Source organism: Coleofasciculus sp. C1-SOL-03, assembly GCF_040220555.1.
Lineage (GTDB): Bacteria > Cyanobacteriota > Cyanobacteriia > Cyanobacteriales > Coleofasciculaceae > Coleofasciculus.
In genome coordinates, this window is the sequence record NZ_JAVJUO010000074.1 from 39,081 (window position 1) to 62,317 (window position 23,237).

The window sequence follows — 23,237 nt, forward strand, 5'->3', positions numbered from 1 at the left end:
TACCTTTTGAATTTGGTGGCGGGAGGCGGATTTGAACCACCGACCTTCGGGTTATGAGCCCGACGAGCTACCAGACTGCTCTATCCCGCGTCGCTGTAAACAGCATAACACCTATTTCCTAAATGTGACAACTCCAAGTCAAAAAACCCAGGCGTGGCAGTGCCAACCAAGGACAAAGGACAAATAACCAATTTCAAAGACTCATCGAGAGTTCACCAATCACCTCTAGACGCTTAAACTCACCAAAATACATAAAGGTTTCTGCCAAACTTTCCGCCACGGCGGGACTAATCCAACCCATTTGCTTCAACAGTTGAATCGCTACCGCATATTTGGCGCGTTTGGCTCCATCAAGGACTTTAATCGCCATACCTAGCCCTTCACCCACACGACCTAGACATTGAACGCCTTCTGCTCCGGCTTTACTAACCACTTCTCCTTGAGTCAATCGCATTAATTCTGTATCAAATGCCCCTTCTCCTGCCACTAAGCGAGGATGATGGGTCATCGCCCGGACAATACGCTCCATTGCCAAATTGTCACCAGAAGCGAGTTGAGCATAGAGGATGCCGATTTGACCAAGTTGCAGAAAATAGGTTGGTGCCCCACAGTCATCGTGTGCCAAAATCAACTCTTCTGGGGGCATCCGCATCAATTCCGCGACTTTGCTCAAAACGAGTCGTTGAACGGGATGATTGTACTGTAAATAACTATCAATCGACCAATTGCGTTGCCGACAGACGGCAAGCATACCCGCGTGTTTGCCAGAGCAGTTGTATTCTAAGGCACTTTGCTTGCCCGCTGGAATCGGACATTGCAAGGCTGACGGGTCAACATCGCAGCGCCAAAGAATCTTAAAAACTTGACGTACTTGTTCCAAATTTCCTTGGTGGGAACTACAGATAATTGCCAAGTCCCGGTCGTTGAGATTATAGCGTTCCAGAGTTCCTGTTGTGGTAACTGCCAGAGCCTGAAACGGTTTGAGTGCCGAACGAATAAAGGTTGATGTTTCTGAATTGCCCGCTACGGATAGCACGCGCCCGCGCTCATCACAGAGGACGGCTTGAGCGTGGTGGGTGGATTCGGCTATGCCTTCCCGGAGTAAACGGACTTCGATCGCTGGTGCTTGATTACGTTTTACCCTTGTCATTCGTTATTCGTCATTGGTCATTGGTCATTGGTCATTGGTTAAGAGTTTAGGGAATATTTACAGAAATTAATAGTGTTGGGTTTATTTCCATCAACCCACTTAATCGTTTTGAGGAAAAACCAAACCATAAATGATCAAGAAAGATTCCATAGCAAGCTGCCACTGATGATCAGAATAGCGATAATGCCCAATGTTCGTTGCAGGCGTTGCAGAATGGGTTGAACTTGATAGGAGACGATCAAGCGATCGCGACTCAGGACTTCTGGTGGCTTCGTCCAGGTTTGACCATCATACCAGCCGGACTCTTCATAGCCGATGGTTTCGGTCGATAAGCGATCGCCCACGTAAGACCACCCTAAATATAGCCGCAGTAACACCAATATCAGAAACACTCCAGCACCGCCCCCCCCTGCCAAAATAAACTGTACCAGATGCTGGTGCGGCGCAAAGCTAGCGGCGGCGACTGGACCGGCTATCAACCAGCTTAAACCCCACACCCAAGCCAGCTTGAGTGCATAATCTCCCAATTCTAGCTTCGCCCATCGGAAAAACCAAGAGTCTTTTAATTCTTGGTACTCATGAATCGGTTGTTGTTCTGTCGGGACGGGACAGAAAGAAACGGACGATTCCCTCATAGTCTTTGTTCAGGTTACGATTGTTGCGAATTGAATTCAACATGTTCGGCGTGACCCCAAAATGCTTCTAGATTATAGAACTCCCGTTCATGAGGCAGCATAATATGAACAATCACCTCACCGTAATCCTGAAGCAGCCAGCTGCCATCGGCTTGTCCTTCGGTGCGTAGAGGATGCCGTTGCCAAGTCGTTTCCACTTGATCTTCAATCGACTGAGCAATTGCCCTCACCTGTACCCGTGAATAGCCGGTTACAATCACAAAATAATCCGCAATATAAGAAACATCTGCCACGCGGAGGATGACGATATTGTCGCCTTTGCGCTCATCGGCAGCTTGGGCAATGGTTAATGCCAGATCGGGTCCCGTTTTTTGCTCTTGATTGTCGTTGACAAATAAGGTAGATGATCGTTGAAATTGGTCTTTTGCCATTTGTTTTTTGTCATTTGTCATTTGTTAGAGTTTGAGGATTTTTTATAAAACGTAACAGTTTTGGGTTTATATCCATCGACCTATTTTGCCGATTCTGGTTTTTGGCTAAACTGTTGTACTGCCCAGTTGCGAGTTAAGATCATGCGGGGATGAATCAGGCGACGAGTATTGAGCAGGTGTTTGACACAGTAGTCACAGGTTAGCCAAACGGCTTTGTGCAGATCGACGCGAGCAATTGTTCGCAAATTCTCCAACTCCGGTGTATCACCACGACCTGGTTCTAGACTATCGGCTAAAAACACCACGCAGCTCATCTCACTCATTCCTGGATTTCCTAACGTGTGCAGCGCGATCGCCTCGAGTATGGTGTCCTCTTGGATACCGAACTGCTCTTTAGCCACGATAGCACTGACATCAGCATGTAACAGATGGGGCGTCGCGGCACAGATTGGATCTATCTCGATACCGCCCTCCCTAGCCATCAGCAAGAGTCGTTCTGGCTTAAAGTATTTCGCCAGATCATGCATTAATCCAGCTTGAGCGGCTTGCTCCACATTTAAATGATAATGTTGAGCTAATTCCACAGACATCTGCTCAACCCTCAGGATGTGCTGCATCCGGGCTGTTGGTACATTATCGTCTAGCCAGGTTAAAACCTGATCCCGCATTCGGTCACCAAACTCCTCAAGGCGAAGATTGACTCTATACTATCGGTATTGAACCCATTTTATCTCAACCGTTCTGAAGGGAAGCAAAGAGTTGTTCATAGCGATCAAGCGCTCGGTCAAAGGAATAATTGTCTTCAGCATACGTTCTGCCTTTGTCACCCAAAGCGCTGACTTTTTCCGGATGGAGATACAGATCCAAAATTTTGGCGGCTAACATTTTAGGATCTTCGGGTTCGACAATAATGCCACCGCCACTTCTTTGGATAGCGCTGGCAGCTGTCCCTTCAGCGGGCACCGAGGCGATGATGGCGCGACCGCTTGCCATCAAGACTGGAATCTTTGAGGGCATGTTAAAGTCAATAACATTGTGCTTTTGCAAAACCAAGCCGACATCGGCGGCGGCTAGCATTTCCGGGAGTTTTTCGCGAGGTTGAAACGGTAGCAGGAGAACATTGGTGGCTTTACAGGTTTGTTTATAGAGCTGGAGTTGTTGCAAGGCTTTGGCTTCTGCTTTCACCTGCGATCGCGCTTTCTTTTGGAGTTCAATCTGCCATTCGACCAGTGCCCTCGTTTCTTCTTGGTGCAATCGCTCTAGAGCTTTTTCTTCTCCCACAATGACAATCGCAATGTCGGGAATGTGACGCAGGCGAATCGAAGCCTGAATAACGGTTTCTATGCCTTGACTAAGCGCTATATTACCGGAATACATGACCACAAACTTCCCGTTGAGTCCATGCTCTTGACGAAATGCATTCGGTTGTTTCGGTAAAGGTCTGATAAAATCAACATTCACCCAATTGGGAATCAGCTCAATTTTGCTTTCACTAACTCCCTTATGCCGCAAGTTTTTAATAAACCCATCAGCAATAACACTGATTTTGGTCGCTGTCCGGTAGGCAAATTTTTCCAGAATGGAAAGGATGCGAATCAGCTTGGGATTGGTGAGAATTTCCAGGTGTACAGCGGCATCAGGTAAAATATCCTGAAGATTTAGAACCACTGGAACACGGTGTAGCCATCCTAAGAGTGCGGCGGGTACGGCAACGGGTAGTGGTGGTGCAGTCAAAAAAACGATATCGGGGCGCTTACCCTTTAGAGCATGGACAAAACTCGTCGCCACAAAGCTAACTTCCAATAATAATCGGTCGATTAAACTGGGTTCAGGGCGAATCCAGACATAGCTGCGCTGAATCGCTACACCGTTGATCACTTCTGTGCAGTATAATTTTCCTTGGTAGTCTTTATAGACTTCTTTTTGAGGATACCAAGGCATACCCGTAACCACCCGAACCTGATGTCCTCGTTTCACTAACCCCTCAGCGAGTTCAGTCATCAGGGGGGCAATACCAATGGGTTCGGGAAAATAGTTGTAGGAATAAATCAGAATTCTCATAAATTTTAGGAAAGCAAGTGGGACTTACCCAGTTGGGGCTAATTTTTTCGCCAAACTAGCCGAGTGCCTATCAATCAGGATGTCTAGGCTTATGTTCAAGGACATTGTCCGGCTCAACTGCTACGGAAACACCATTATTGTAGAATCTACCCATTGTAGTTGCCTTGATCAGAATGCCGCCTAGCCAGAGTCAGTGCAATCAGCCTAAAGCCTGAATCAATCACAGATTTCATAGATTCTATTCAATGGCTGGTGACTCTTGGCTCACTGATACCAGTCGTTTTCCCATAAACAAGCAATTGCGCTGGTCAGATAAACATTGGTAAGATAACTCATCCGTAAATTGTTCCATCAAAAGTAATCCTCTGCCTGTTTCATCTAAAAGGGTACAGCCTTTTTGGTGTAAAGCGTCCAGCGTAGCCTGCAAGTCGAACGGTTCTCCGTGATCCCAAATCCGCATCTCTAAGCGGTCAGCAAATAGCTTCAGTTCCAACTCAATCGGGGTGGTTTTGGGTAAGTGTTGATGAGCGTGATCAACCACGTTGGCAAAGGCTTCGTCTAGTGCCACTTTACAATCCCTGCAAAATTGATCAGGAAATTGGCGCAAAGCTAACCTATCAAACCAGGCGAAAATTTCAGCAACAGCATTGATGTCTGTGGTTACCTTGAGATGCGATTGTTTAAGCGGTTTGTCATTATGCATCAATCGAAAGCCAGTGCAATGTTTTTTAAGCCGCGCCACTATTTTTAGAAAATACAACTAAAATAGTTTTGATAATTAATTTGACATCATACATCAAGCTCCAGTGATGCTGGTAGCGTAAATCTAGGTCAATGATGTCCTTAAACTCGTGGATCTGATTTCGCCCATTGACCTGCCACTCCCCGGTCATACCCGGTTTGACATCTAAACGCTGCCATTCGGGGACATCGTAGTAGTCTACTTCATCCGGTGTCGGGGGTCGAGTTCCCACCAAACTCATTTCCCCTTTCAGGACATTGACAAATTGAGGCAGTTCATCGAGGCTAGTTTTGCGTAAAAACCGACCCACTCGCGTCACTCGGGGATCTGGGGCATTTTCATCCAAAATTTTAACTCTAATCTTACCCTGACTAATATCCTGACTACCGACATACATAGAGCGGAACTTCCAAATCCGAAACTCTTTGCCCATCCACCCCTTACGGATTTGATTGAAGAAGATCGGACCTGGCGAATCAAGTTTGATGGCAATAGCAATGGGAATAAACAGCAGTGCGGTAATTCCTAAGCCCACAATTGCGCCGATAATATCGAGTCCGCGTTTGATCCCAGAGCGGGTAGAGGGGTGAGTGGGTGGTAATGCTGGTGGCTGGCTTGATTCAGACAGGAGTTCCACTGTGAGAATTTGATCGAGTCCCGTCATTTTCAAAACTGCCATGACCGGAGTGCTAACATTGGTGAGTACCAGTTCAACCTCTTTACTGGTCGCATTTTTGTAATTGTTGACCAATGCCCCAATCCCACAGCTATCGATAAAGGTCGTTTGACGAAAGTCTAAAATAATTTTTGGCGGTAGGGGGTGGTTGTGCAAAACTTGCTGGAAGGTTTCTTTGAAAGCCACAGCTTCAAGCACACTCAGGCGAGCCGGAAGTTGCATGACGGGAGTTTCGTGCAATAGTATTACTTTAAAATTCGCTTCTGACATTGAGTCACCCATAACGACCTGTATTGTTGGTATTCACCTGTGTTTCTGACCAATATTGTGTCGTACAATTGCTAACTTAACCGAAAACTCACTGGAATTTACCGATTCAATGTAAAAAAATGTCAGCTAAAACTGGACGCACCGCACGGCTCATTGAACTGTTTTCTGCCATTCAAGGGGAAGGACTCAATGTTGGTATCCGTCAATTATTCATCCGTTTGGCTCTGTGTGATTTGCGCTGCCATTTTTGCGATAGTCAGAATACCTGGACAGTTCCAGATTTAGCTGATGTGGAACAAACCCCTGGAAATCGGGACTTTGAAGCTCATCCTAATCCCGTAACCGTTGATCAGTTACTGGCATGGGTTGAGCGGCAAAATTATCCAGGACTCCATGAAAGCATTAGCATAACGGGGGGCGAACCCCTGTTGCAAGCTCCCTTTTTAAGAGAGTTCTTGCCCGTAGTACGACATCGAACCGGGTTACCCATCTATTTGGAAACCGGTGGACATCGTCCGGAGCAACTAGCCCAGATTTTACCCTATTTAAATAGTATCGGTATGGATATGAAATTGCCGAGTGTAAGTGGGGAAAACTGTTGGCACGCTCATCGTCAGTTTCTCCAGCTTTGTGGTGATGCAGATGTCGAGATTTTTGTCAAGCTGATTATTGCCCAAACAACCAACACCGCCGAACTGGAGTTAGCTGCCGAATTGGTTGCAGCGTGTCACCCCAGTATCCCGGTGTTTTTACAACCGGTAACGCCCCTAGCGACATCTGATCATCCGCCAATGATCCCGCCAATGCCGACTCAAGTTTTAGAATGGCAAGCGTTGATGAAGCGCCATCTCAAATCAGTGCGGGTTGTCCCCCAAACCCATAAGATGATCGGTCAGCGTTAGGGTTTGGGTTCACGCTGGCTTTTTGCTTCAGCTTTGGCTTTAGCGGCACTTTTCTTCAAGGCAGCTAGGCGGGCTTCGTAGCGGCGACGTTGACGGCGACCGGGGGTCACTTCAACTAATGTTTTTAAGGCACTGCCTAGACTCTTGTAGGCGTTGGGGAGAGTGTAACCAAAGCGAGTAGCCAGGGCGATCGCTTTTTCATCTGCCTCAATTTCTGCCTTGAGGGTTTTCTCGCCGTTGTTTTTCTGATAGAGTCTCCACCCAGACACACCACAGAGGGCGAGTGCCAACAGCAGTAGCAATCCATCTTGTACCCAAAGTTCTCCTACAGCCCCTCCCAAACCAATGGCTAGGGCTGCCATTTCCCACCCTTCTTTGGGGATCGTGTCATTCTGAATCCGGGCAACTTCGTGCCAAAATAGGAGATTACGTTGGTCAAGAGCAAACTGCTCCCATTTCACTAAGTCAATTTGCACCTCCACCTCATCGCTACCAATTTCTTCGGTGCGTAACAATGGGGGATTGACCTCAGTCGTTCCTTCCACCATGACCCAGCTTTGCAATTCTGGGGGGAGTAAGGTTTTTAGACGCCGAAGTTCGCTCATCTCGGCTTTGGCAGAAGAGGTTGCATAGGATGTCATAGATCTGCCTCCAGGAAACTTAAACCAATAAACAAGGGTATCATTTGGCAGTATAGCGAGATTCGCCCTCCGCCTTGTTTCTGGCTAGGTGCCAGGATTCAACGGAATACGGCAAGGGATGGGCGAGCCGGGGGAGATGAAAAATAATGCGTCACTGTAGCGCTAGATACGAGAAGACCCGGAGTTCACGCCTATCCCAAGCATCTCGTATTGCTGCTACCTTCCGGTTCTGACAAGGTTTGAGCGTTGGGATTGCATGAATCCGAGTCATTTATTAGCATAACATCTTTCCGCCACATTGATCATCCAGTTCAGGGAGATATTTTTATTCGGCAATGATGCACCATTCGTGAAGTTGGTATTTGACACAGTGATTTGCCACCAACGGATCTCCCTCGACGATCGCCTGTGCTTCTTGTTTTGAACTTGCTTCAAACAGGAGCATTCCCCCTCCTTTCTCCGCCCAGTAACCTGTTTTGGCTTGATGTCCTTTGGCAATCAAGTCTTGGACGTAGGCTTTATGAGCCGGAACATATTGGTCAAACGTAGGTTTATCGACGATGCCTTCTTCTATCTTGACGAACCAGGGCATTGGCTTTTTCCCATCAAAACCGCAAATAGTACATTATCTCAGATATCAGGTCTGGGGGAAGGGCAAGGCGTCGCTGGAAGTCGGCTAAATTACGATAGTTGCCCCTCTCTTGCCGATTTTGGGCGATCGCTCTGGCTAAAAACAAGTCAATCCCAGGAATTCGGCTCAGTTGTTCCACGGATGCTGTATTCGCCGGAATCGGTATCGGGGTGGCTGGACTTTCGGCGTCATAGTAACAAAAGCTGAGAATTGGTTGTAACGGCTGCAACCGCGCCACAGGGATACTTAACGCCGCCGCAATATCTTCCAAACAGCAAAACTGTACCCCACTATTTGCCAATTCCACCAGCGATCGCGCTTGATGGATGGATATTCCTGGTAATCTCAGCCAGTCATCCACCGTCGCTTGATTGACATCAATTCTAATCCCCAATGCCGCCGCCACCTCAATGTCTTGTGCCGATTGCAGCCGATAGTAGGGATCGCTCTGAATCCGGGCTTGGATTGAGCGCCAGGTTGGGTTTAATCGATCCGTCGATAACAGCCAGTCAAACAGTGCCATCTTCTTTTCACGCGATACGATCCAGTAATTGGCGACGCTTTTGCTCAAACTCATATTCTGACATCAGCCCCTCCTGACGCAGCTTATCCAGTTGTCGCAGTGCATCCGCGATCGCACCCACTTGCGCTGGATCAACCTCTGGGATTTGACTTGGCGCTGATGTCCCGGTTGGGATCAAATCGCCATTAAAATTTTGGTCGAATTGCTCCGAATTTTGCAACAAATACCATACCCCTTCAATGGCACTCGCCACTCTGGGAATCGGTGTCCAGGACAGCAACAAATACAAAACTCCCCACCAAGGTTGCCCTAGATAAAACTTGTGCAGTCCAGAAACAGGTATCACTACCCCACTAAACGCCAGTAAGGAAGCGACTTTTCGACTTTTCGGCTTGCTTAACATAGTGGTTCAAACACCAGACGAAAGGACACCGTTATCAATCAAGAAAGAGGAACGCCATACTTTTATGATATTGAAGCTTCCTCAATTACATTTACATTCAGATCTTCACCTGTACACCCCTGCACCCTTGCACCCCCGCTCCCCTGCACCCGGCATCCCCACACCCCTACTCCCTTGCATCCCTAATACGGATAACCGAAGTTTCCTCTAAGTGCAACACTGCACTAGAATATGACTGGAAACGGCAGTACAACCCACTCGGTTGATAGGGTTAAAAGCTATGGGGTTTTTTGATTCAGATATAGTCCAACAAGAAGCTAAACAACTGTTTGAAGATTATCAGTCCCTTGTCCAATTGGGAGGCAGCTACGGTAAATTTGACCGAGAAGGGAAGAAAATTTTCATTGATCAGATGGAAGCGATGATGGAGCGCTATCGAATTTTTATGAAGCGCTTCGAGTTATCCGAGGATTTTATGGCTCAGATGACTGTTGAGCAGCTTAATACGCAACTTGGTCAGTTTGGCATCACGCCTCAGCAAATGTTTGATCAAATGCAAATGACGTTAGAGCGGATGAAATCGGAACTGGAAAAACAGTCTTAGAAACCGGACACAAGCTACTCCGTCAAATCGGGTTATCCTAGATATCTACCCGATCAGGTGAAGCCAATTCGTGCTTGAATAGAGTAAGGGCAGCTTAATCGCTGCTCAAATCGCGATATGGTGGGACATGAAGATACCCACCCGTTCAAATTCATGAAAGGCAAACACGTTTTACTCACTGGCGGTACTGGCGGATTAGGAATAGGGGTGACTCCAGCCGTATTAGCCTCTACACCCAAAACGGTAACCATTCCTTATCGCAATCCTCAAGATGTAGAACGCCTCAAACACATCCTATCCCCTGCGGATTTTGCCCGAATTCACTTTGTCCCGACGGATCTCACGGATGAGGCGAATGTCAGCAAAATGATTAACGATATGGAAGGGGTGGATGTAGTGATCCATTTAGTGGGTGGCTTTTCCATGGGCAAAACCCACGAATATAGTTACGAAGCCTGGAAAAATGATTTTGATCTGAACTTAAATACTACCTTTCTGGTGTGCAAGCACAGTTTGGCAAAAATGCTGCCCCAGAATTATGGGCGCATTATTACCGTGGGATCGCGGGGTGCTGTACAACCGGGGGGACAATTAGCCGCCTACTGTGCGGCAAAAGCTGGCGTTGTCGCTCTGACTCAAGCGATCGCGGATGAGACCAAAGGCACGAATATCACTGCCAATAGTGTACTCCCTAGCGTGATTGACACACCAACCAATCGTCAAGCGATGGGGGAAGAAAATGCCAATCAGTGGGTGAAACCCCAATCTATCGCCCAGGTGATCTGTTTCTTAGCATCAGACGCCGCACAAGATGTAAGCGGTGCGGCTATTCCCGTGTATGGCAGTATTTAACCTGTAGAGACGAACCATGGGGCGTCTCTACTTTTTTGTCGGGGCGGGTTTGACCACTAATGTTCGGAACACAACCTCTAACTTAACCCGCCCTTCTTGGCAAAGGATATCTGGACGATATCCAGGCAATCATTGATCATTCATCAGTGACACAAAACACAGATAACTAATAATTTCAGAACTATTTTGTAGCGCTCAGGTTTTGCTATTTAAATATACTAGATCCCCTATCGATTGGAGTTAAAAAACGAGGATGACTTCCCTGCTCTCTAAAAAAATATGTATGCTGGGCGATTTTAGTGTCGGGAAAACCAGCTTGATTCGTCGCTTTGTGGAACGGCAGTTTAGCGATAAGTATCTGTCAACCGTGGGCGTCAAGATTTCCCGAAAAACAGTTGAGGTACAAGCCAAGACGCCAAAAAAGACGCTCCAGGTACAAATGCTAATTTGGGATTTAGAGGGAAATACTAAATTTAAAACGGTGACACCGATGTACCTCCAAGGGGCAAGCAGCGCAGTCATTGTAGCTGATGTCAGTCGTAAAGTCACAATCGATCATATTTCTGATCACTTACAAGCCTTTTTATCCGTCAATCCTAAAGGATTCGGTATCGTTGCGTTAAATAAAGCCGATCTTCTGTCTGAAAAGCAACAGCAAGATTTGCTAGACAAGTGCCAATTGAATTATCCGAACAAAATCGCTGCTATCTATCCCACATCAGCGAAAACAGGGACAAATGTTGATGATATTTTTTTTATACTGGCGCAGCGAATGGTTGAATGAAAAAGATTTCATCGGCTGTATTACAAAATCGCCAAATGTATAACAATGAAATACATTACTATAGGTTTTACAGGATAGATTAAATCGCTGAAACGACGTAAAAAAGCCTTCTGCTCTCTGCCTCCTGCCTTCTGCTATAGGAATCTGCGCCGAAGACGTGGATTCAGCTCACAGCACCAAAATAAGCAGATATGAGTATCCGTTTAAATAAACTTCTATCCCTGTTTGCACCACGCCACAGGGAATATTTATTAATAGATAAAGACGGTCAAATTCTGGAGACTTCTCCGGGAGTCAAGCGGTTTGCCGAAGACCCCGATCAGGTTAGCCAAGGACAAAATATCTGTCTAGGATTTCCGGAACTCATTGGGTTAGAATCCATTCTGATTGATATTCTGGATGAACGACAGGATACTTTTGAATTAAAAGGAATTACCCGGTGTTCAGATACAGGCGAGTCGCTGTATATGGATTTGTATGTGATTAAACATCCTTTAGCTTTTGACCCGTCTAACCCTGATAACCAAAATCAATTAATTATTTTATTAGAAGATGTCACGGAACGGATGGTTTTAGAACAAACCTTAGTTCAAGCCACCAATGAAACAAGTTTATTAGTGAGTCGCTTATCGGCATCAAAAGCGTATATTGATCAAATTATTACGGCGATGGCGGATGCCCTATTGGTAACTACGCTTTCTGGAACCATTAAAACGGTCAATCGTTCGGCACAACTTTTATTTGGCTATGACGAAGCTGAATTGATTGGCAAATCTATTCGCCTGATTCTGTCTCTGGCTGATGACTTACTCAGCGAACATCAACATCAACTTTGCGTTGAGCCAAAATCGATCAATAATTGGGAGGTTGTTTGCCAGAAAAAAACTGGAGAGAAAATAATGGTATCCTTCTCCTGTTCAGCGATTCAAATGGAAACAGAAGGGAGTCACCATTTTATTTATATTGGGCGTGATATTACAGAACGTCAACGCACACAAAAACGGATAGCGACTCAACATGCTATTACTCGTATTCTATCGGATTCAGGCACAATCAAGGAGGCTATGCCCAAAATTTTGCCCACAATTGGTGAAACATTGGCGTGGGATTTGGGTGAACTTTGGACTTCGGAATCAATCGAAACTGACAGAGTGATGCCTCAGTTGCGGTGTGAACACACTTGGATTAGCCATGCGATTCCAGAATCGATGTCAATAACTCAACCATTAATTGCATCCCCTACGGGGGGATTACTGGGTCAAATTTGGACGAGTCGTTCTCCTGAATGGGTTAGCGATATCACCTCCGAGTCACCATCCCCGATCGTTCCAATTGCTGAACTAAGCAGTGCTTTTGGCTTTCCGATTCAAGACGAGGAGCAAATTTTGGGTGTGATCACGTTTTATTGCTGTGATGTGCAACCCCCGGATCAGGAACTGATGCAGGTGATGGCAGCAATTGGGAATCAGTTGGGACAGTTTATAAAGCGTAAACAAGCAGAAGCCGCATTGCGGCAAGAACAGGAAAAATCTGAACAGCTACTCCTAAATATCTTACCTGAACCTATTGCCGAGCGTTTGAAACATGAATCTCAAATCATCGCCGAGGATTTTGCTGAAGTTTCGGTTCTTTTTGCCGATATTGTCGGGTTTACTCAACTGTCGTCCTCAATACCTCCGATTACATTACTCAACTTACTCAATCAAATCTTTTCCAGCTTCGATGAACTTTGCGAACAGCATCGCTTGGAGAAGATTAAAACCATTGGGGATGCGTACATGGTGGTGGGGGGATTACCGCGATCGCCCCTCAACCATGCCCATGCGATCGCCCGGATGGCACTGGATATGCAAGGGGCGATTACCCAATTTCGTGACCAGACAGGACAGGCTTTTAATATGCGAATTGGCATCAACACTGGACCAGTGGTTGCTGGCGTAATTGGTCTCAAAAAATTCAGTTATGATTTGTGGGGAGATACCGTGAACATTGCCAGCCGTATGGAATCACAGGGTATACCTGGACGTATCCAAGTGACAGCCGCAACCTACGAAAAACTGAAGGATACATTTGAGTTTGAGCAACGGGGTATGATTGACGTGAAGGGTAGGGGCAAGATGACCACCTATTTTCTTATTGCGGTAAAATAAATCATTATCGTGAACCTCTAAGTAGGTGGACACAATTAACGTGAACGGTTGAGATTAGGGAACTCTTAACAGGGAACAGGGAACAGTAAGGGTTTGAGGTTTGTTCACAAAACTTAGTATGGTGCTGTTTTCTTTTGTCCGACTACTTACTATACACAATGAGGCGAGGGAATACTTACCTCTTGCCCAATCTAAGAGTAACTAAGCCTTTGATAGTAAGGAAAACTGGAAAAGCATGATTAATTTCTAATAGTTTGGATTATTAAATAACAGTCATTATCAAAAAATATACTTGAGATCAATTGTTTTTAAAGCTAAAATAAAATTTAACTGATGAATTCTACAAGGCAGTATAAATTGAAATGCATCCTCTCTTTCAAAAACTATTAGTCGCTCGGCATATAGAATATTTAGCCGTGGATGAATCATTCAATATTGTAGAACTATCAAATCAAATCGCTCAGTTTGCCGATCGTCCTCAGGATTTGACTATAGGCAAGGATATCCGTCTGAGTTTTCCAGAAATTGTCGGGATGGAAGAGATTTTAAGCTATATCCTTCAAGGGCGACAGTTACATTTTAATTTAAAAGGAATTGGGCGGTTTACTGGACGAGGTAATCTTCTCTATTTTGATATGTATATTATCAATGACAGTGAAGACTATCAGGCAGGAAATAAACTAATTATTTTATGTGAGGATGTCACTGAGCGGATGAATTTAGAACAGACCTTAGTTCAACGCTCAAATGAAACGACCTTATTATTAGATGCTTGGGCAGCATCGAGTCAATATCTGGATAAAATTATCCAATATATAGGAGATGCTTTATTCGTTACCAATTCGTTATCTAGGATCAAAATTGTAAATAAAGCAGCTAATGCTTTGTTTGGCTATAACAATTCTGAATTAATCGGCAAACCTTTATCCTTGATTATTGATGAGTCTCAGCTTAAAAATTTAGTTGAACAGAAAAATGGCTCTTGTTGCAATGGCATCAACACAACTAAAATGCTTTGTCAGACTAAGACAGGAGACAAGATTCTCGTGGCATTTTCCTGTTCTAGAATTGAGAGCGAATTAGAAGACGAACAGGATATTATTTATATTGGGCGTGATATCAATCGATGAAGTAAATTTAAGAAATATTAAGAAACCTCAAATTCTTACTGTTCCCTATTCCCTGTTCCCTGTTCCCTATTCCCTGTTCCCCAATCCCCCGCCCAAACTGCATAAGTGTCACCGGAAGAGAGATACCTTGGCTTCAGAGAGGTTAAACTGGCGGACATTAGATCCGATCAGCATCAACTATGGAAGCAGGAACATTTCTCCCATCCCCACCCCCCCTAAGTCAAGACTTAGCCATTTCTACCCATGGATTGACAAAACAATTTGACCGACATATCGCCGTCAATGATATCGATTTACAAGTCGCCGCTGGTGAAGTTTATGGATTGATTGGTCCCAATGGCGCAGGGAAAACGACGCTAATTCGCATGTTAGCCGCCGCTGAGGAACCGACGACGGGTGAAATTTATATTAATGGCGATCGCTTGTTGCGAGATCAAAGCAACCCCAAACTCAAGCAGCGCATTGGTTATCTCCCCGATGATTTCCCGGTTTACGAGGATTTAACGGTTTGGGATTATCTGGACTATTTTTCCCGACTCTATCGCCTGCGAGAACCCCGGCGTACTCGACGTTTACGAGAGGTGTTGGAACTGGTACAGCTTACCAGTAAGCGCAAAAGCTTAATTGCTACCCTATCGCGGGGGATGAAACAGCGGCTGAGTTTGGCGAGAACGATTATTCATGAACCGATTCTGCTGCTACTCGATGAACCCGTTTCCGGATTAGATCCGATCGCCCGGATGCAGTTTCGGGAAATTATCAAAACGTTACAAGAAGCGGGGATGACGATTCTGATTTCGTCCCATGTCTTGAGTGACTTAGCCGAACTCTGTACCTCGGTGGGGATTATGGAACTCGGCTATTTGGTGGAAAGTGCGCCTTTAGCTGAACTTTATCGCCGCCTTAGTCGTCAGAAGATTATTCTCTCCAGTTTAGGAGATATGGACGCATTGGCGGCTGAACTGAAACATTATCCGTTAGTGCAAGACATCGAACCGATTCCGGGAAAGAACCAGATACGGGTTGATTTTTCCGGGAATCCAGAAGAGAGTGCGATGTTGTTGCGATCGCTAGTTGAAGCGGGAATTCCGCTAACGGAGTTTCACTGTACCCAAGAGGACTTAGAAACCATATTCTTAAAGCTAGGACATCAACAAGTCTCTTAGAACGTTTTCAAGACTGTAGGGGCGGGTTTTACGATGATCGTTTTTGACATCACCCCGATGTAACTAAACCCGCCCAGACCAAGGTTTTTTCACCAATAACAAATGACAAATGACCAATTTAGGAGACTATTTTCATGGTACTTAAAGGAATAGACAGACTAGGAGACTGGAACCCGCAACTCTTGCGGGAACTGAAGGGAAGGCTAAAGGGGCGGAATATCGCGATCGCGGTTGGCGCATCGGTACTTGGCTATCTAGCGATGTTCCTCTATGGATTGAATCAATTTACTCGCTTGAGTGATCCTGACTACTACGTTGACAGTAAAGAAATATTCTGTAAACTTCCCGATACTTACCTAGCCAATCAAGCCAAACTGTCCCAACTTCAGGAGCAATATCGCTTACTTCAAGACCAATTCTTTCGCTATAGCAGCGCCGAATACTATGATCTAGCAAAAATCAATCAACTCAAAGGCAGTATAGAGAACGTAAAAACACAAATTACAAATCTTCAAGGAATTGCTCCGATTTATGAATGTCCCAAAGATGCTATCGATATTCCACTGTGGTGGCAATATCAACACGGACAAATGTTCGGATGGCTGAGTGTAATTGTTCTGTTCGTCCTGTTAACTGTGGGAACGTATATGCTCATCGCTGACTTAGCTGGAGAAGAACACCGTGGCACACTTAATTTTATTCGCGTTAGTCCCCAATCTGCTCAGAGTATTTTATTGGGAAAAGTATTAGGCGTTCCTATCTTACTCTATATAGCAGCAGTTTTGCTTATTCCCTTGCATTTGTGGTTAGGTTTATCTGCCCAAATTCCCCTGGGAGAGATCTTCAGCTTCTATGCTGTTTTGATAGCAGGTTGTGTCTTCTTCTACAGTGCTGCACTGCTGTTTGGGTTAATGAGTTCTTGGTTAAATGGATTCCAATCCTGGTTAGGAGGTGGCGCTGTATTCCTATTTCTGCTGATAGCGTTCAATCGGTGGACTTGGATTACTCAGAATCCATTGGATTGGATGAAACTATTTTCTCCTGATGTCATTCTGCCCTATCTTTACAATCAAACGGAACATTATAGTCCTGACTTTATTGGCTATAGTACGCCAATAGAAAGCCTGCAATGGTTCCATATACCTGTGGGGTTGACTGGATTAGGTATCTTCAGTTTTGTCCTATTGAATTATGCTTTATGGACAGGTTGGATTTGGCAAGCCCTGAAGCGACGCTTTCAAAATCCCAATACGGCTGTCCTAAGCAAACGACAAAGTTATTGGCTAGTTGCTTGTGTGGAAATCTTACTGTTAGGATTTGCTGTGCAAGAAAAGCAGGACATCTATATATCTTATTCACTCGTTGATAATCTGTGGATCATTTTCTGTTTCAATGTTGCGCTATTCCTGGGTTTAATTGCAGCACTTTCCTCTCACCGCCAAGTCCTACAGGATTGGGCGCGTTATCGTCAGCAACAAGGAACAATTCGCAAAAAGTGGAGAATCGTTCAGGATTTAATTTGGGGAGAAAAGAGTCCAGCTATCGTTGCCATTGGGATTAATTTAGCGATTGCCACAACGCCTTTTTGGGTTTGGATTGCATTGTGGAATGAGCCAGGATTCGACAAACTCAAAGCCTTGTTAGCCGTCGCTTTCTTCATCTGCATTACGCTAATTTGTTCCACCCTAGGGCAGCTAATGTTAATGATGAAAACGTCTAAGCGGGCGCTGTGGGCAACGGGTACTATTGGGGCTGTTCTTAGCTTGCCACCAATTATGCTGTTAGTATTGGGAATTGAGACTCACGACAATCCTATTCCATGGCTATTTTCCTCATTTCCTTGGGCAGGAATTGAATATGCGGCTACCTCAATGATGGCTTTTGCTATCCTTAGCGAATTCCTACTCTGGGGACTATTAACGTTTCAGCTAACACGGCAATTACGCAAAGCAGGTGAGTCAGCGACTCAAGCTTTATTAGCGGGACATTCCTCAAGTCGTCGTTAGATTAAGGTAAATTTCGTTCGTAGTAGGCACTTTAGTGCCATAAGCGTTCGCATCGCTGACTACAAACTGATAAAAAACCCGTTAAACTTGAGAGTATGAGTTCAGCGTTTGTGGTTAAGACTCAAGGTTTTAGGCGCTAAAGCGCAACTACGAACGAACAGTTAATTTGGAGATATTCCCCATGTTTTCTATACCGATCAACCGACTGGGTGATTGGAATCCCCAGTTGATGCGAGAACTTCGAGGACGGTTGCAACTCCGCAATGGATGCCTGGTTGTGGCAACGTCTTTAATGATTCAAGCGTCAATTTTGTTATCGTTTTCTAGCCAAAACTGTACGAGTTATGTTAATAATCGCTGTGTCGAATTCGCCTGGGAATTTGATTGGCTGACGATTTTCAGAACACTTAATTGGATTCTACCTCTGTCTTTATTTTCCATCGGCGTCTACTTGCTGGTTTCGGATTGGATGCAAGAACATCGACGGGGTACGCTCAATTTTATTCGCCTCACACCCCAATCCAGTCAGCGTGTTTTGTGGGGAAAAATGCTTGGTGTGCCGATATTAGTTTACCTGGGATTAAGTGTGGCTGTCCCCCTACATTGGGGCGCAGGAATTGCCGCTGGGGTTCCGCTAGGCTGGATCATCAGTTTTTATGCTTTAATTCTGGTCACTGGTGGGTTGTTCTATAGTGTAGGATTACTCAATGCTTCCTTAACTCAAGCCTCCTATCAAGGCTTAGCAGCTAGTCTAGTCGGGGCGTGGTTAGGTAGTTCTTTTCTGGGTTTACTGGATTTGTATTTGGATTGGCAAAAGTTGACCTACCAAGATCTGGGTGATTGGTATTGGTTTATTTGGCATCTGAGTGATGAACCTTGGCAGCTAATTCTATGGATACTAATAACAATTAGCACCAGCGCCTACTGGGTTTGGCAAGCCACTAATCGCATGTTCCGCAATCCCAATGGCACGCTATTAAGTAAACAACAGAGTTACTGGTTAGTGGGAAGTGTTCAAGTTTGGCTATTGGGATTATTTGGGTCACTTCCCCGCCAGTTTGTAACTAGCCAAGATGCACTATTTGGGTGTCTGTTTGGAATTTCTCTGTTTAGCTTGGTTGTCTTATTAGCGGTTAGTTTTGCAATTTCGCCGCAACGACAAAGTTTGTTAGATTGGTCAAGGTACGGGCAATTCCAACGTCAACATGCAACGGTTAAAAATGTGCAGATGTCATGGTGGGATTGGTTTTGGGGTGAAAAGAGTCCGTCATCCGTCGCGATCGCGGTAAATTTAGGGATTATAGCAATTGTCTGGTTTCCGTGGTTACTGCTGTTTCCCACTGGTGTCGATGACAAAGTGAAAGCGATCGCGGGATTGTTACTGTGTGCTAATTTAATTGGATGCTACGCCCTTCTCATTCAATTGATGTTGATAATCCGACGCAAAAAACCGTGGATTTGGGCAGGAAGTACCTTGAGTATGACGATTTTTGTCCCTCTATTTATTTTATCTGTCATACAAGCGGAATTCACTTCAGGAGTACAATTGCCGGGATTATGGCTTGTGTCAGTATTTGGTGCGCCTTGGATTATCTTAGAACAGACATCCGTCTTTACCGTCTTGTTTAGTTTATTGGGTCAATGGGTGATTATGACCGGATTAATTGCACAACTAACTCGTCAGTTAAAACGTGTCGGTGAAGCGGCGTCAAAACCGCTATTTGCCAACCCTAATACTTTGCCTAATGTATCGAAAGTGCGCTGAAGTTTCACCAACCACCTTGGGTTAACACGACAAAGATTATTCTTTATGTTTCAATTAGGAGATTCTCAATTATGCGACTAACTTGGATCGATCGCATTGGCGAATGGAACCCGCAGCTATTGCGGGAAGTGAAAGGTCGTCTTAAGGGACGGAATGTCGCGATCGCACTGATTATATCCTTAGTGGGTCAATTCCTGCTATTCTTTTCTTGGTCAGGCGATCATTCTTATCTTCCTCGCCACCTGAGTGAACAGGAGATCCAGCTTTGGTGGCAAGATCACTATCGCGACATATTCATCTCTCTCAGTCTTGTTGTTGTCTTTGCCCTTTTGGTTATCGGGAGTTATATGCTGATTGCCAACCTAGGTCATGAAGAACGACGCGGTACACTGAATTTCATTCGACTCAGCCCTCAGTCAACGGCGCAGTTTTGGCTAGGTAAACTCTTAGGCGTTCCTATTCTCCTCTATCTGGCAATTGCGATCGCTTTACCTTTCCATCTGTGGTCGGGTTTATCTGGCAAAATTCCCCTGGCAGAAATTATCAGTTTCTGGGTGATTCTTATCGCCAGTAGTGGATTTTTCTTCAGTGCGGCGCTTTTATTTGGCTTATTTGGTTCCTGGTTTAGTGGGTTCCAAGCTTGGTTAGGCAGTGGGGCAGTTTTTGTATTTTTGTTGATGGCGAATTCTAAACCCATTAGCAATAGTTCTCTAGATTGGTTAAGTCTGTTTTCTCCATCAGTGTTATTCCCTTATCTTGTTGATGAAACCAATTCACATTATACAGGTTTCCCCTTTAACTTGGGAAAAATTCAAGCGTGGCAATTTTTTAACCTGCCATTAGGAATGATGGGGTTTAGCATTGTTGTCTTGGCACTGCTTAACTATGGTTTATGGACATACTGGATTGGACAAGCCTTTAACCGACAATTTCGGAATCCGGGTACAACGCTACTGAGTAAACGCCAAAGTTATTTATTCACAGCTTGCTGGATAACATTTACCCTAGGTTTTGCCCTGCAACATCCGAGTTCAGGATATTCTTATCCGTTTCCCGATAACTTCTACATCGTACTGGGATTAAATCTGGTACTGTTTTTGGGGTTAATAGCTGCCTTATCTCCTCAGCGTCAAAGTTTACAGGATTGGGCGCGTTATCGACATCAAAATCGTTCCACTGTGAAGTCTTCGTTGATGGCAGATTTACTCTGGGGTGAAAAGAGTCCCGCTTTAGTCGCGATTGCGATGAATTGTATGATTGTGGCACTCCCGTTAATCGGTTGGATTTTGCTGGAGTCAGTGGATATTGATATGAAACTGCAAGCTTTTGCCAGCCTAATTCTCAGCCTGAGTATGATGTTAATCTATAGCGCGATCGCACAGCTAATGCTGTTGATAAAAACGCCTAAGCGGGGAATCTGGGCAACTGGGATACTTGTCGCAGCGATTGTTTTACCACCAACTCTATTGAGTGTATTATCGATTGTTCCCGGAACAAACTGGGGCGGGTTATGGCTGTTTACAGCATTTCCTTGGGATTATGTGATGCGCCATGCATCCGTGGGATTGGTGTTGCAAGCTTTTCTGATTCAAGTGATTATCTTGGGTGGGTTAAATTGGCAGTTAAGGCGACAGTTGCGCCTAGCTGGAGAATCTGCCACGAAAGCACTTTTAGCAGGGCGTTTACCTTTGTCGAATTGACCGACTGGATTGGGCGCACGCCATGCGCCCCTACAATTTCTGAACGTATTTCTAATTCATCAAATAAGGTGTGCCACGCCACGACGGGATTGACACAGCTAAAATTGTGGATTAGATGTGACGATTGAATCGGGAATCGGGCGCAAGTCTTTGCGCCCCTACGGTTTCTAGATGGAATGAATTCCCCCACTCTATATTGCTTCTATCGCGGCTTCGAGTGCGATCGCGACATGAGTCCAATGGGTTCCCCCTTGACAAAATACGATATAAGGATCTCGCAGCGGTCCATCAGCAGAAAACTCCGAGGTACTCCCATCAATAAACGTTCCTCCCGCCATAACTAACTGACTCTCATATCCTGGCATTTGGGCGGGTACAGGATCGAGATAGGAACCAATCGGAGAATATTGCTGAATCGCCCGACAAAAGGCGATTAATTTCTCCGGTGAACCTAACTGAATTGCCTGAATAACATCCCGGCGAGGTGCCATGGGTTGAGGATTGACGGGATAGCCTAACTGATCAAAGATATAAGCGGTTAAATGCGTTCCCTTAATTGCCTCTCCCACCATTTGCGGGGCGAGAAAGAGTCCTTGAAATAATAACCGATTCTGGTCAAATGTTGCCCCACCCGAACGACCAATTCCAGGGGCGGTTAAGCGACAGGTTGCGGCTTCGACTAACTCGGCTTTTCCGGCAATATATCCCCCAGCAGTGACAATAGTTCCACCCGGATTTTTAATCAATGATCCCGCTACTAAATCCGCACCAACGGCTGGAGGTTCTTTGTCTTCAATAAACTCGCCGTAACAGTTATCGACAAAACAAATTGTATTCGGATTTTGCTGTTTAACGCATTGGACAATTTTTTCAATGTCTGTTATAGAAAGACTAGGACGCCAAGAATAACCACATGATCGCTGAATTAAGACGAGGCGCGTCCGTTGTCCAATTGCTGTTTTTAATGCCTGCCAATCAATGGTTCCATCAGCGGTTAATTCTAACTGACGATAATCAATGCCAAACTCCTGTAATGATCCTTGACCTTGACCTCGAACACCAATCACTTCTTCCAAGGTATCGTAAGGCGCACCCACCACAGATACCATCTCGTCACCAGGACGTAACACCCCAAACAAGCAACAGGCGATCGCATGAGTTCCAGAAACCAATTGAACTCGCACGGCTGCTGCTTCAGCACCCATGACTTCTGCAAATACTTGGTCTAAGGTTTGCCGACCTAAATCGTCATGACCATAACCACTCACGCCAGCAAAGTGATGCACCCCAACGCGATAATTACGAAAAGCCGTCAGGACTTTTTTCAGATTTTGCTTGACGTTGATGTCAATCTTTTCAAAAATTGGGCGGAGTGCTTTAACAGCGTCTTGAAGCTGTTCTGAACTGTTGATTACCATAGAATTGTTTTTAGATCGAATCCATAAAATGCCACGTATTTTTGTCCAACTTGTTATCGTAACCAGTTTAGCCTTAAGCCTCCTCCTGACTAGCATCGCTCCCGCTGAAGCAATGACGGTTAATTTTACTTGGCAAGGCAATCAGGGCTATTCGGCGACAGGAACATTCAATTATGATCAAAAAACGGCTCCTGCTATACTATCAGAAAAAGGAGTGGGTACAACTCAAGCCTTAGAAAGCTTGACCGTTTCTTTTGCTGATCCATCGAATCATCCGATTAAAACATATAATACTATTAACGATGGTGTATCAACGGGCAAGTATTTTCAGTTTAACTTTAATACGATGACTCAAGACATTATCGGTTCAATTGATGTTGGCGGTGAGTTGCCAGGAGATATTTATTTAAAAGGAAAGGTTGATACTGACTTATCTTTAATTCAGATTTCAGCTTCAGGAAAGGAGAACGTCATTGATAGCAATTTAGGGACGATTCTTGTCCAAAGTATTAGGGAGTAACGTGGGTTACGCTACTGGCGTGGCACAGCTAAAATGGTGCAATAGATTGGGTTCGTAGTAGGGGCTTTAGCCCTCTC

At 45.1% G+C, this 23,237-nt stretch carries 23 protein-coding genes, 1 tRNA gene and 1 other RNA gene; 11 read left to right on the forward strand and 14 right to left on the reverse strand.

The window, feature by feature from the left end:
- Positions 1-13 precede the first annotated feature (13 nt).
- From RIE73_RS12465 to RIE73_RS12500, 8 genes are all read right to left on the reverse strand, one after another.
- Positions 14-90 (reverse strand) — tRNA-Met (locus RIE73_RS12465).
- Between the two features lie 103 nt (positions 91-193).
- On the reverse strand, positions 194-1,150 hold the full coding sequence (locus RIE73_RS12470; RefSeq protein ID WP_446401474.1) for an asparaginase: 957 nt from the start codon (positions 1,148-1,150) through the stop codon (positions 194-196).
- A gap of 134 nt (positions 1,151-1,284) precedes the next feature.
- The gene (locus RIE73_RS12475) at positions 1,285-1,785 is read right to left on the reverse strand and encodes a CGLD27 family protein (protein ID WP_446401475.1); all 501 of its coding nucleotides are present in this window, start codon (positions 1,783-1,785) and stop codon (positions 1,285-1,287) included.
- A 14-nt stretch (positions 1,786-1,799) separates the two neighbouring features.
- Positions 1,800-2,237, reverse strand: coding sequence for a ribosome silencing factor (gene rsfS, locus RIE73_RS12480; RefSeq protein WP_446401476.1), 438 nt, complete (start codon positions 2,235-2,237; stop codon positions 1,800-1,802).
- Between the two features lie 59 nt (positions 2,238-2,296).
- Entirely contained in the window at positions 2,297-2,884 is a 588-nt protein-coding gene (gene yqeK / locus RIE73_RS12485; protein WP_446401477.1) for a bis(5'-nucleosyl)-tetraphosphatase (symmetrical) YqeK, read from the reverse strand.
- Between the two features lie 64 nt (positions 2,885-2,948).
- Positions 2,949-4,277 (reverse strand): glycosyltransferase family 4 protein, encoded by a 1,329-nt coding sequence (locus RIE73_RS12490; protein ID WP_446401478.1) that lies wholly within the window; start codon positions 4,275-4,277, stop codon positions 2,949-2,951.
- A 238-nt stretch (positions 4,278-4,515) separates the two neighbouring features.
- Positions 4,516-4,980: an ATP-binding protein gene (locus RIE73_RS12495; RefSeq protein ID WP_446401479.1), complete on the reverse strand. Its 465-nt coding sequence runs from the start codon at positions 4,978-4,980 to the stop codon at positions 4,516-4,518.
- A gap of 25 nt (positions 4,981-5,005) precedes the next feature.
- Positions 5,006-5,965 (reverse strand): anti-sigma factor antagonist, encoded by a 960-nt coding sequence (locus RIE73_RS12500; protein ID WP_446401480.1) that lies wholly within the window; start codon positions 5,963-5,965, stop codon positions 5,006-5,008.
- A gap of 119 nt (positions 5,966-6,084) precedes the next feature.
- On the opposite strand from RIE73_RS12500, the gene RIE73_RS12505 reads away from it, so the two are divergent.
- Positions 6,085-6,867, forward strand: coding sequence for a 7-carboxy-7-deazaguanine synthase QueE (locus RIE73_RS12505; RefSeq protein WP_446401481.1), 783 nt, complete (start codon positions 6,085-6,087; stop codon positions 6,865-6,867).
- Here the strand turns inward: RIE73_RS12505 and RIE73_RS12510 are convergent.
- The 5 genes from RIE73_RS12510 to RIE73_RS12530 all read right to left on the reverse strand — a co-directional run bounded on the left by RIE73_RS12510 (position 6,864) and on the right by RIE73_RS12530 (position 9,065).
- Entirely contained in the window at positions 6,864-7,508 is a 645-nt protein-coding gene (locus tag RIE73_RS12510) for a DUF3318 domain-containing protein (protein WP_446401482.1), read from the reverse strand. The two genes, RIE73_RS12505 and RIE73_RS12510, sit on opposite strands and share 4 nt — an antisense overlap.
- Positions 7,509-7,680: 172 nt before the next feature.
- Positions 7,681-7,777, reverse strand: an RNA gene (gene ffs / locus RIE73_RS12515) — signal recognition particle sRNA small type.
- 56 nt (positions 7,778-7,833) lie between these two features.
- Positions 7,834-8,100 carry a YciI family protein gene (locus RIE73_RS12520; protein ID WP_446376342.1) on the reverse strand — a complete coding sequence of 89 codons (267 nt, stop codon included), beginning with the start codon at positions 8,098-8,100 and terminating at the stop codon, positions 7,834-7,836.
- 13 nt (positions 8,101-8,113) lie between these two features.
- A complete protein-coding gene (locus RIE73_RS12525; RefSeq protein WP_446401483.1) occupies positions 8,114-8,662 on the reverse strand; it encodes a helix-hairpin-helix domain-containing protein in 549 nt (182 codons plus the stop codon).
- A 7-nt stretch (positions 8,663-8,669) separates the two neighbouring features.
- Entirely contained in the window at positions 8,670-9,065 is a 396-nt protein-coding gene (locus RIE73_RS12530; protein WP_446391378.1) for an NINE protein, read from the reverse strand.
- A gap of 280 nt (positions 9,066-9,345) precedes the next feature.
- Between RIE73_RS12530 and RIE73_RS12535 the strand changes: the two genes are divergently transcribed.
- From RIE73_RS12535 to RIE73_RS12575, 9 genes are all read left to right on the forward strand, one after another.
- A complete protein-coding gene (locus RIE73_RS12535) occupies positions 9,346-9,669 on the forward strand; it encodes a DUF1825 family protein (protein ID WP_446401484.1) in 324 nt (107 codons plus the stop codon).
- Between the two features lie 153 nt (positions 9,670-9,822).
- Positions 9,823-10,521, forward strand: coding sequence for a 3-oxoacyl-ACP reductase FabG (gene fabG, locus RIE73_RS12540; RefSeq protein WP_446401485.1), 699 nt, complete (start codon positions 9,823-9,825; stop codon positions 10,519-10,521).
- 283 nt (positions 10,522-10,804) lie between these two features.
- Positions 10,805-11,305, forward strand: a complete 501-nt coding sequence (locus RIE73_RS12545) for a Rab family GTPase (RefSeq protein ID WP_446401486.1) — start codon at positions 10,805-10,807, stop codon at positions 11,303-11,305.
- Positions 11,306-11,496: 191 nt separating this feature from the next.
- On the forward strand, positions 11,497-13,455 hold the full coding sequence (locus RIE73_RS12550) for an adenylate/guanylate cyclase domain-containing protein (protein ID WP_446401487.1): 1,959 nt from the start codon (positions 11,497-11,499) through the stop codon (positions 13,453-13,455).
- A 362-nt stretch (positions 13,456-13,817) separates the two neighbouring features.
- Positions 13,818-14,585, forward strand: coding sequence for a PAS domain-containing protein (locus RIE73_RS12555; RefSeq protein ID WP_446401488.1), 768 nt, complete (start codon positions 13,818-13,820; stop codon positions 14,583-14,585).
- A 179-nt stretch (positions 14,586-14,764) separates the two neighbouring features.
- Positions 14,765-15,751: an ABC transporter ATP-binding protein gene (locus RIE73_RS12560; protein WP_446401489.1), complete on the forward strand. Its 987-nt coding sequence runs from the start codon at positions 14,765-14,767 to the stop codon at positions 15,749-15,751.
- 134 nt (positions 15,752-15,885) lie between these two features.
- Entirely contained in the window at positions 15,886-17,757 is a 1,872-nt protein-coding gene (locus RIE73_RS12565; protein WP_446401490.1) for an ABC transporter permease, read from the forward strand.
- Positions 17,758-17,938: 181 nt separating this feature from the next.
- Entirely contained in the window at positions 17,939-19,522 is a 1,584-nt protein-coding gene (locus RIE73_RS12570; protein WP_446401491.1) for a hypothetical protein, read from the forward strand.
- A 71-nt stretch (positions 19,523-19,593) separates the two neighbouring features.
- On the forward strand, positions 19,594-21,222 hold the full coding sequence (locus RIE73_RS12575) for an ABC transporter permease (RefSeq protein ID WP_446401492.1): 1,629 nt from the start codon (positions 19,594-19,596) through the stop codon (positions 21,220-21,222).
- 191 nt (positions 21,223-21,413) lie between these two features.
- On the opposite strand, the gene RIE73_RS12580 is transcribed toward RIE73_RS12575, so the two are convergent.
- Complete coding sequence (locus RIE73_RS12580) at positions 21,414-22,640, reverse strand: methionine gamma-lyase family protein (RefSeq protein ID WP_446401493.1); 1,227 nt, start codon at positions 22,638-22,640, stop codon at positions 21,414-21,416.
- A 28-nt stretch (positions 22,641-22,668) separates the two neighbouring features.
- Here RIE73_RS12580 and RIE73_RS12585 point away from each other — a divergent pair, with 28 nt between their 5' ends.
- The gene (locus tag RIE73_RS12585) at positions 22,669-23,160 is read left to right on the forward strand and encodes a hypothetical protein (RefSeq protein ID WP_446401494.1); all 492 of its coding nucleotides are present in this window, start codon (positions 22,669-22,671) and stop codon (positions 23,158-23,160) included.
- The last annotated feature ends 77 nt before the right edge of the window (positions 23,161-23,237 follow it).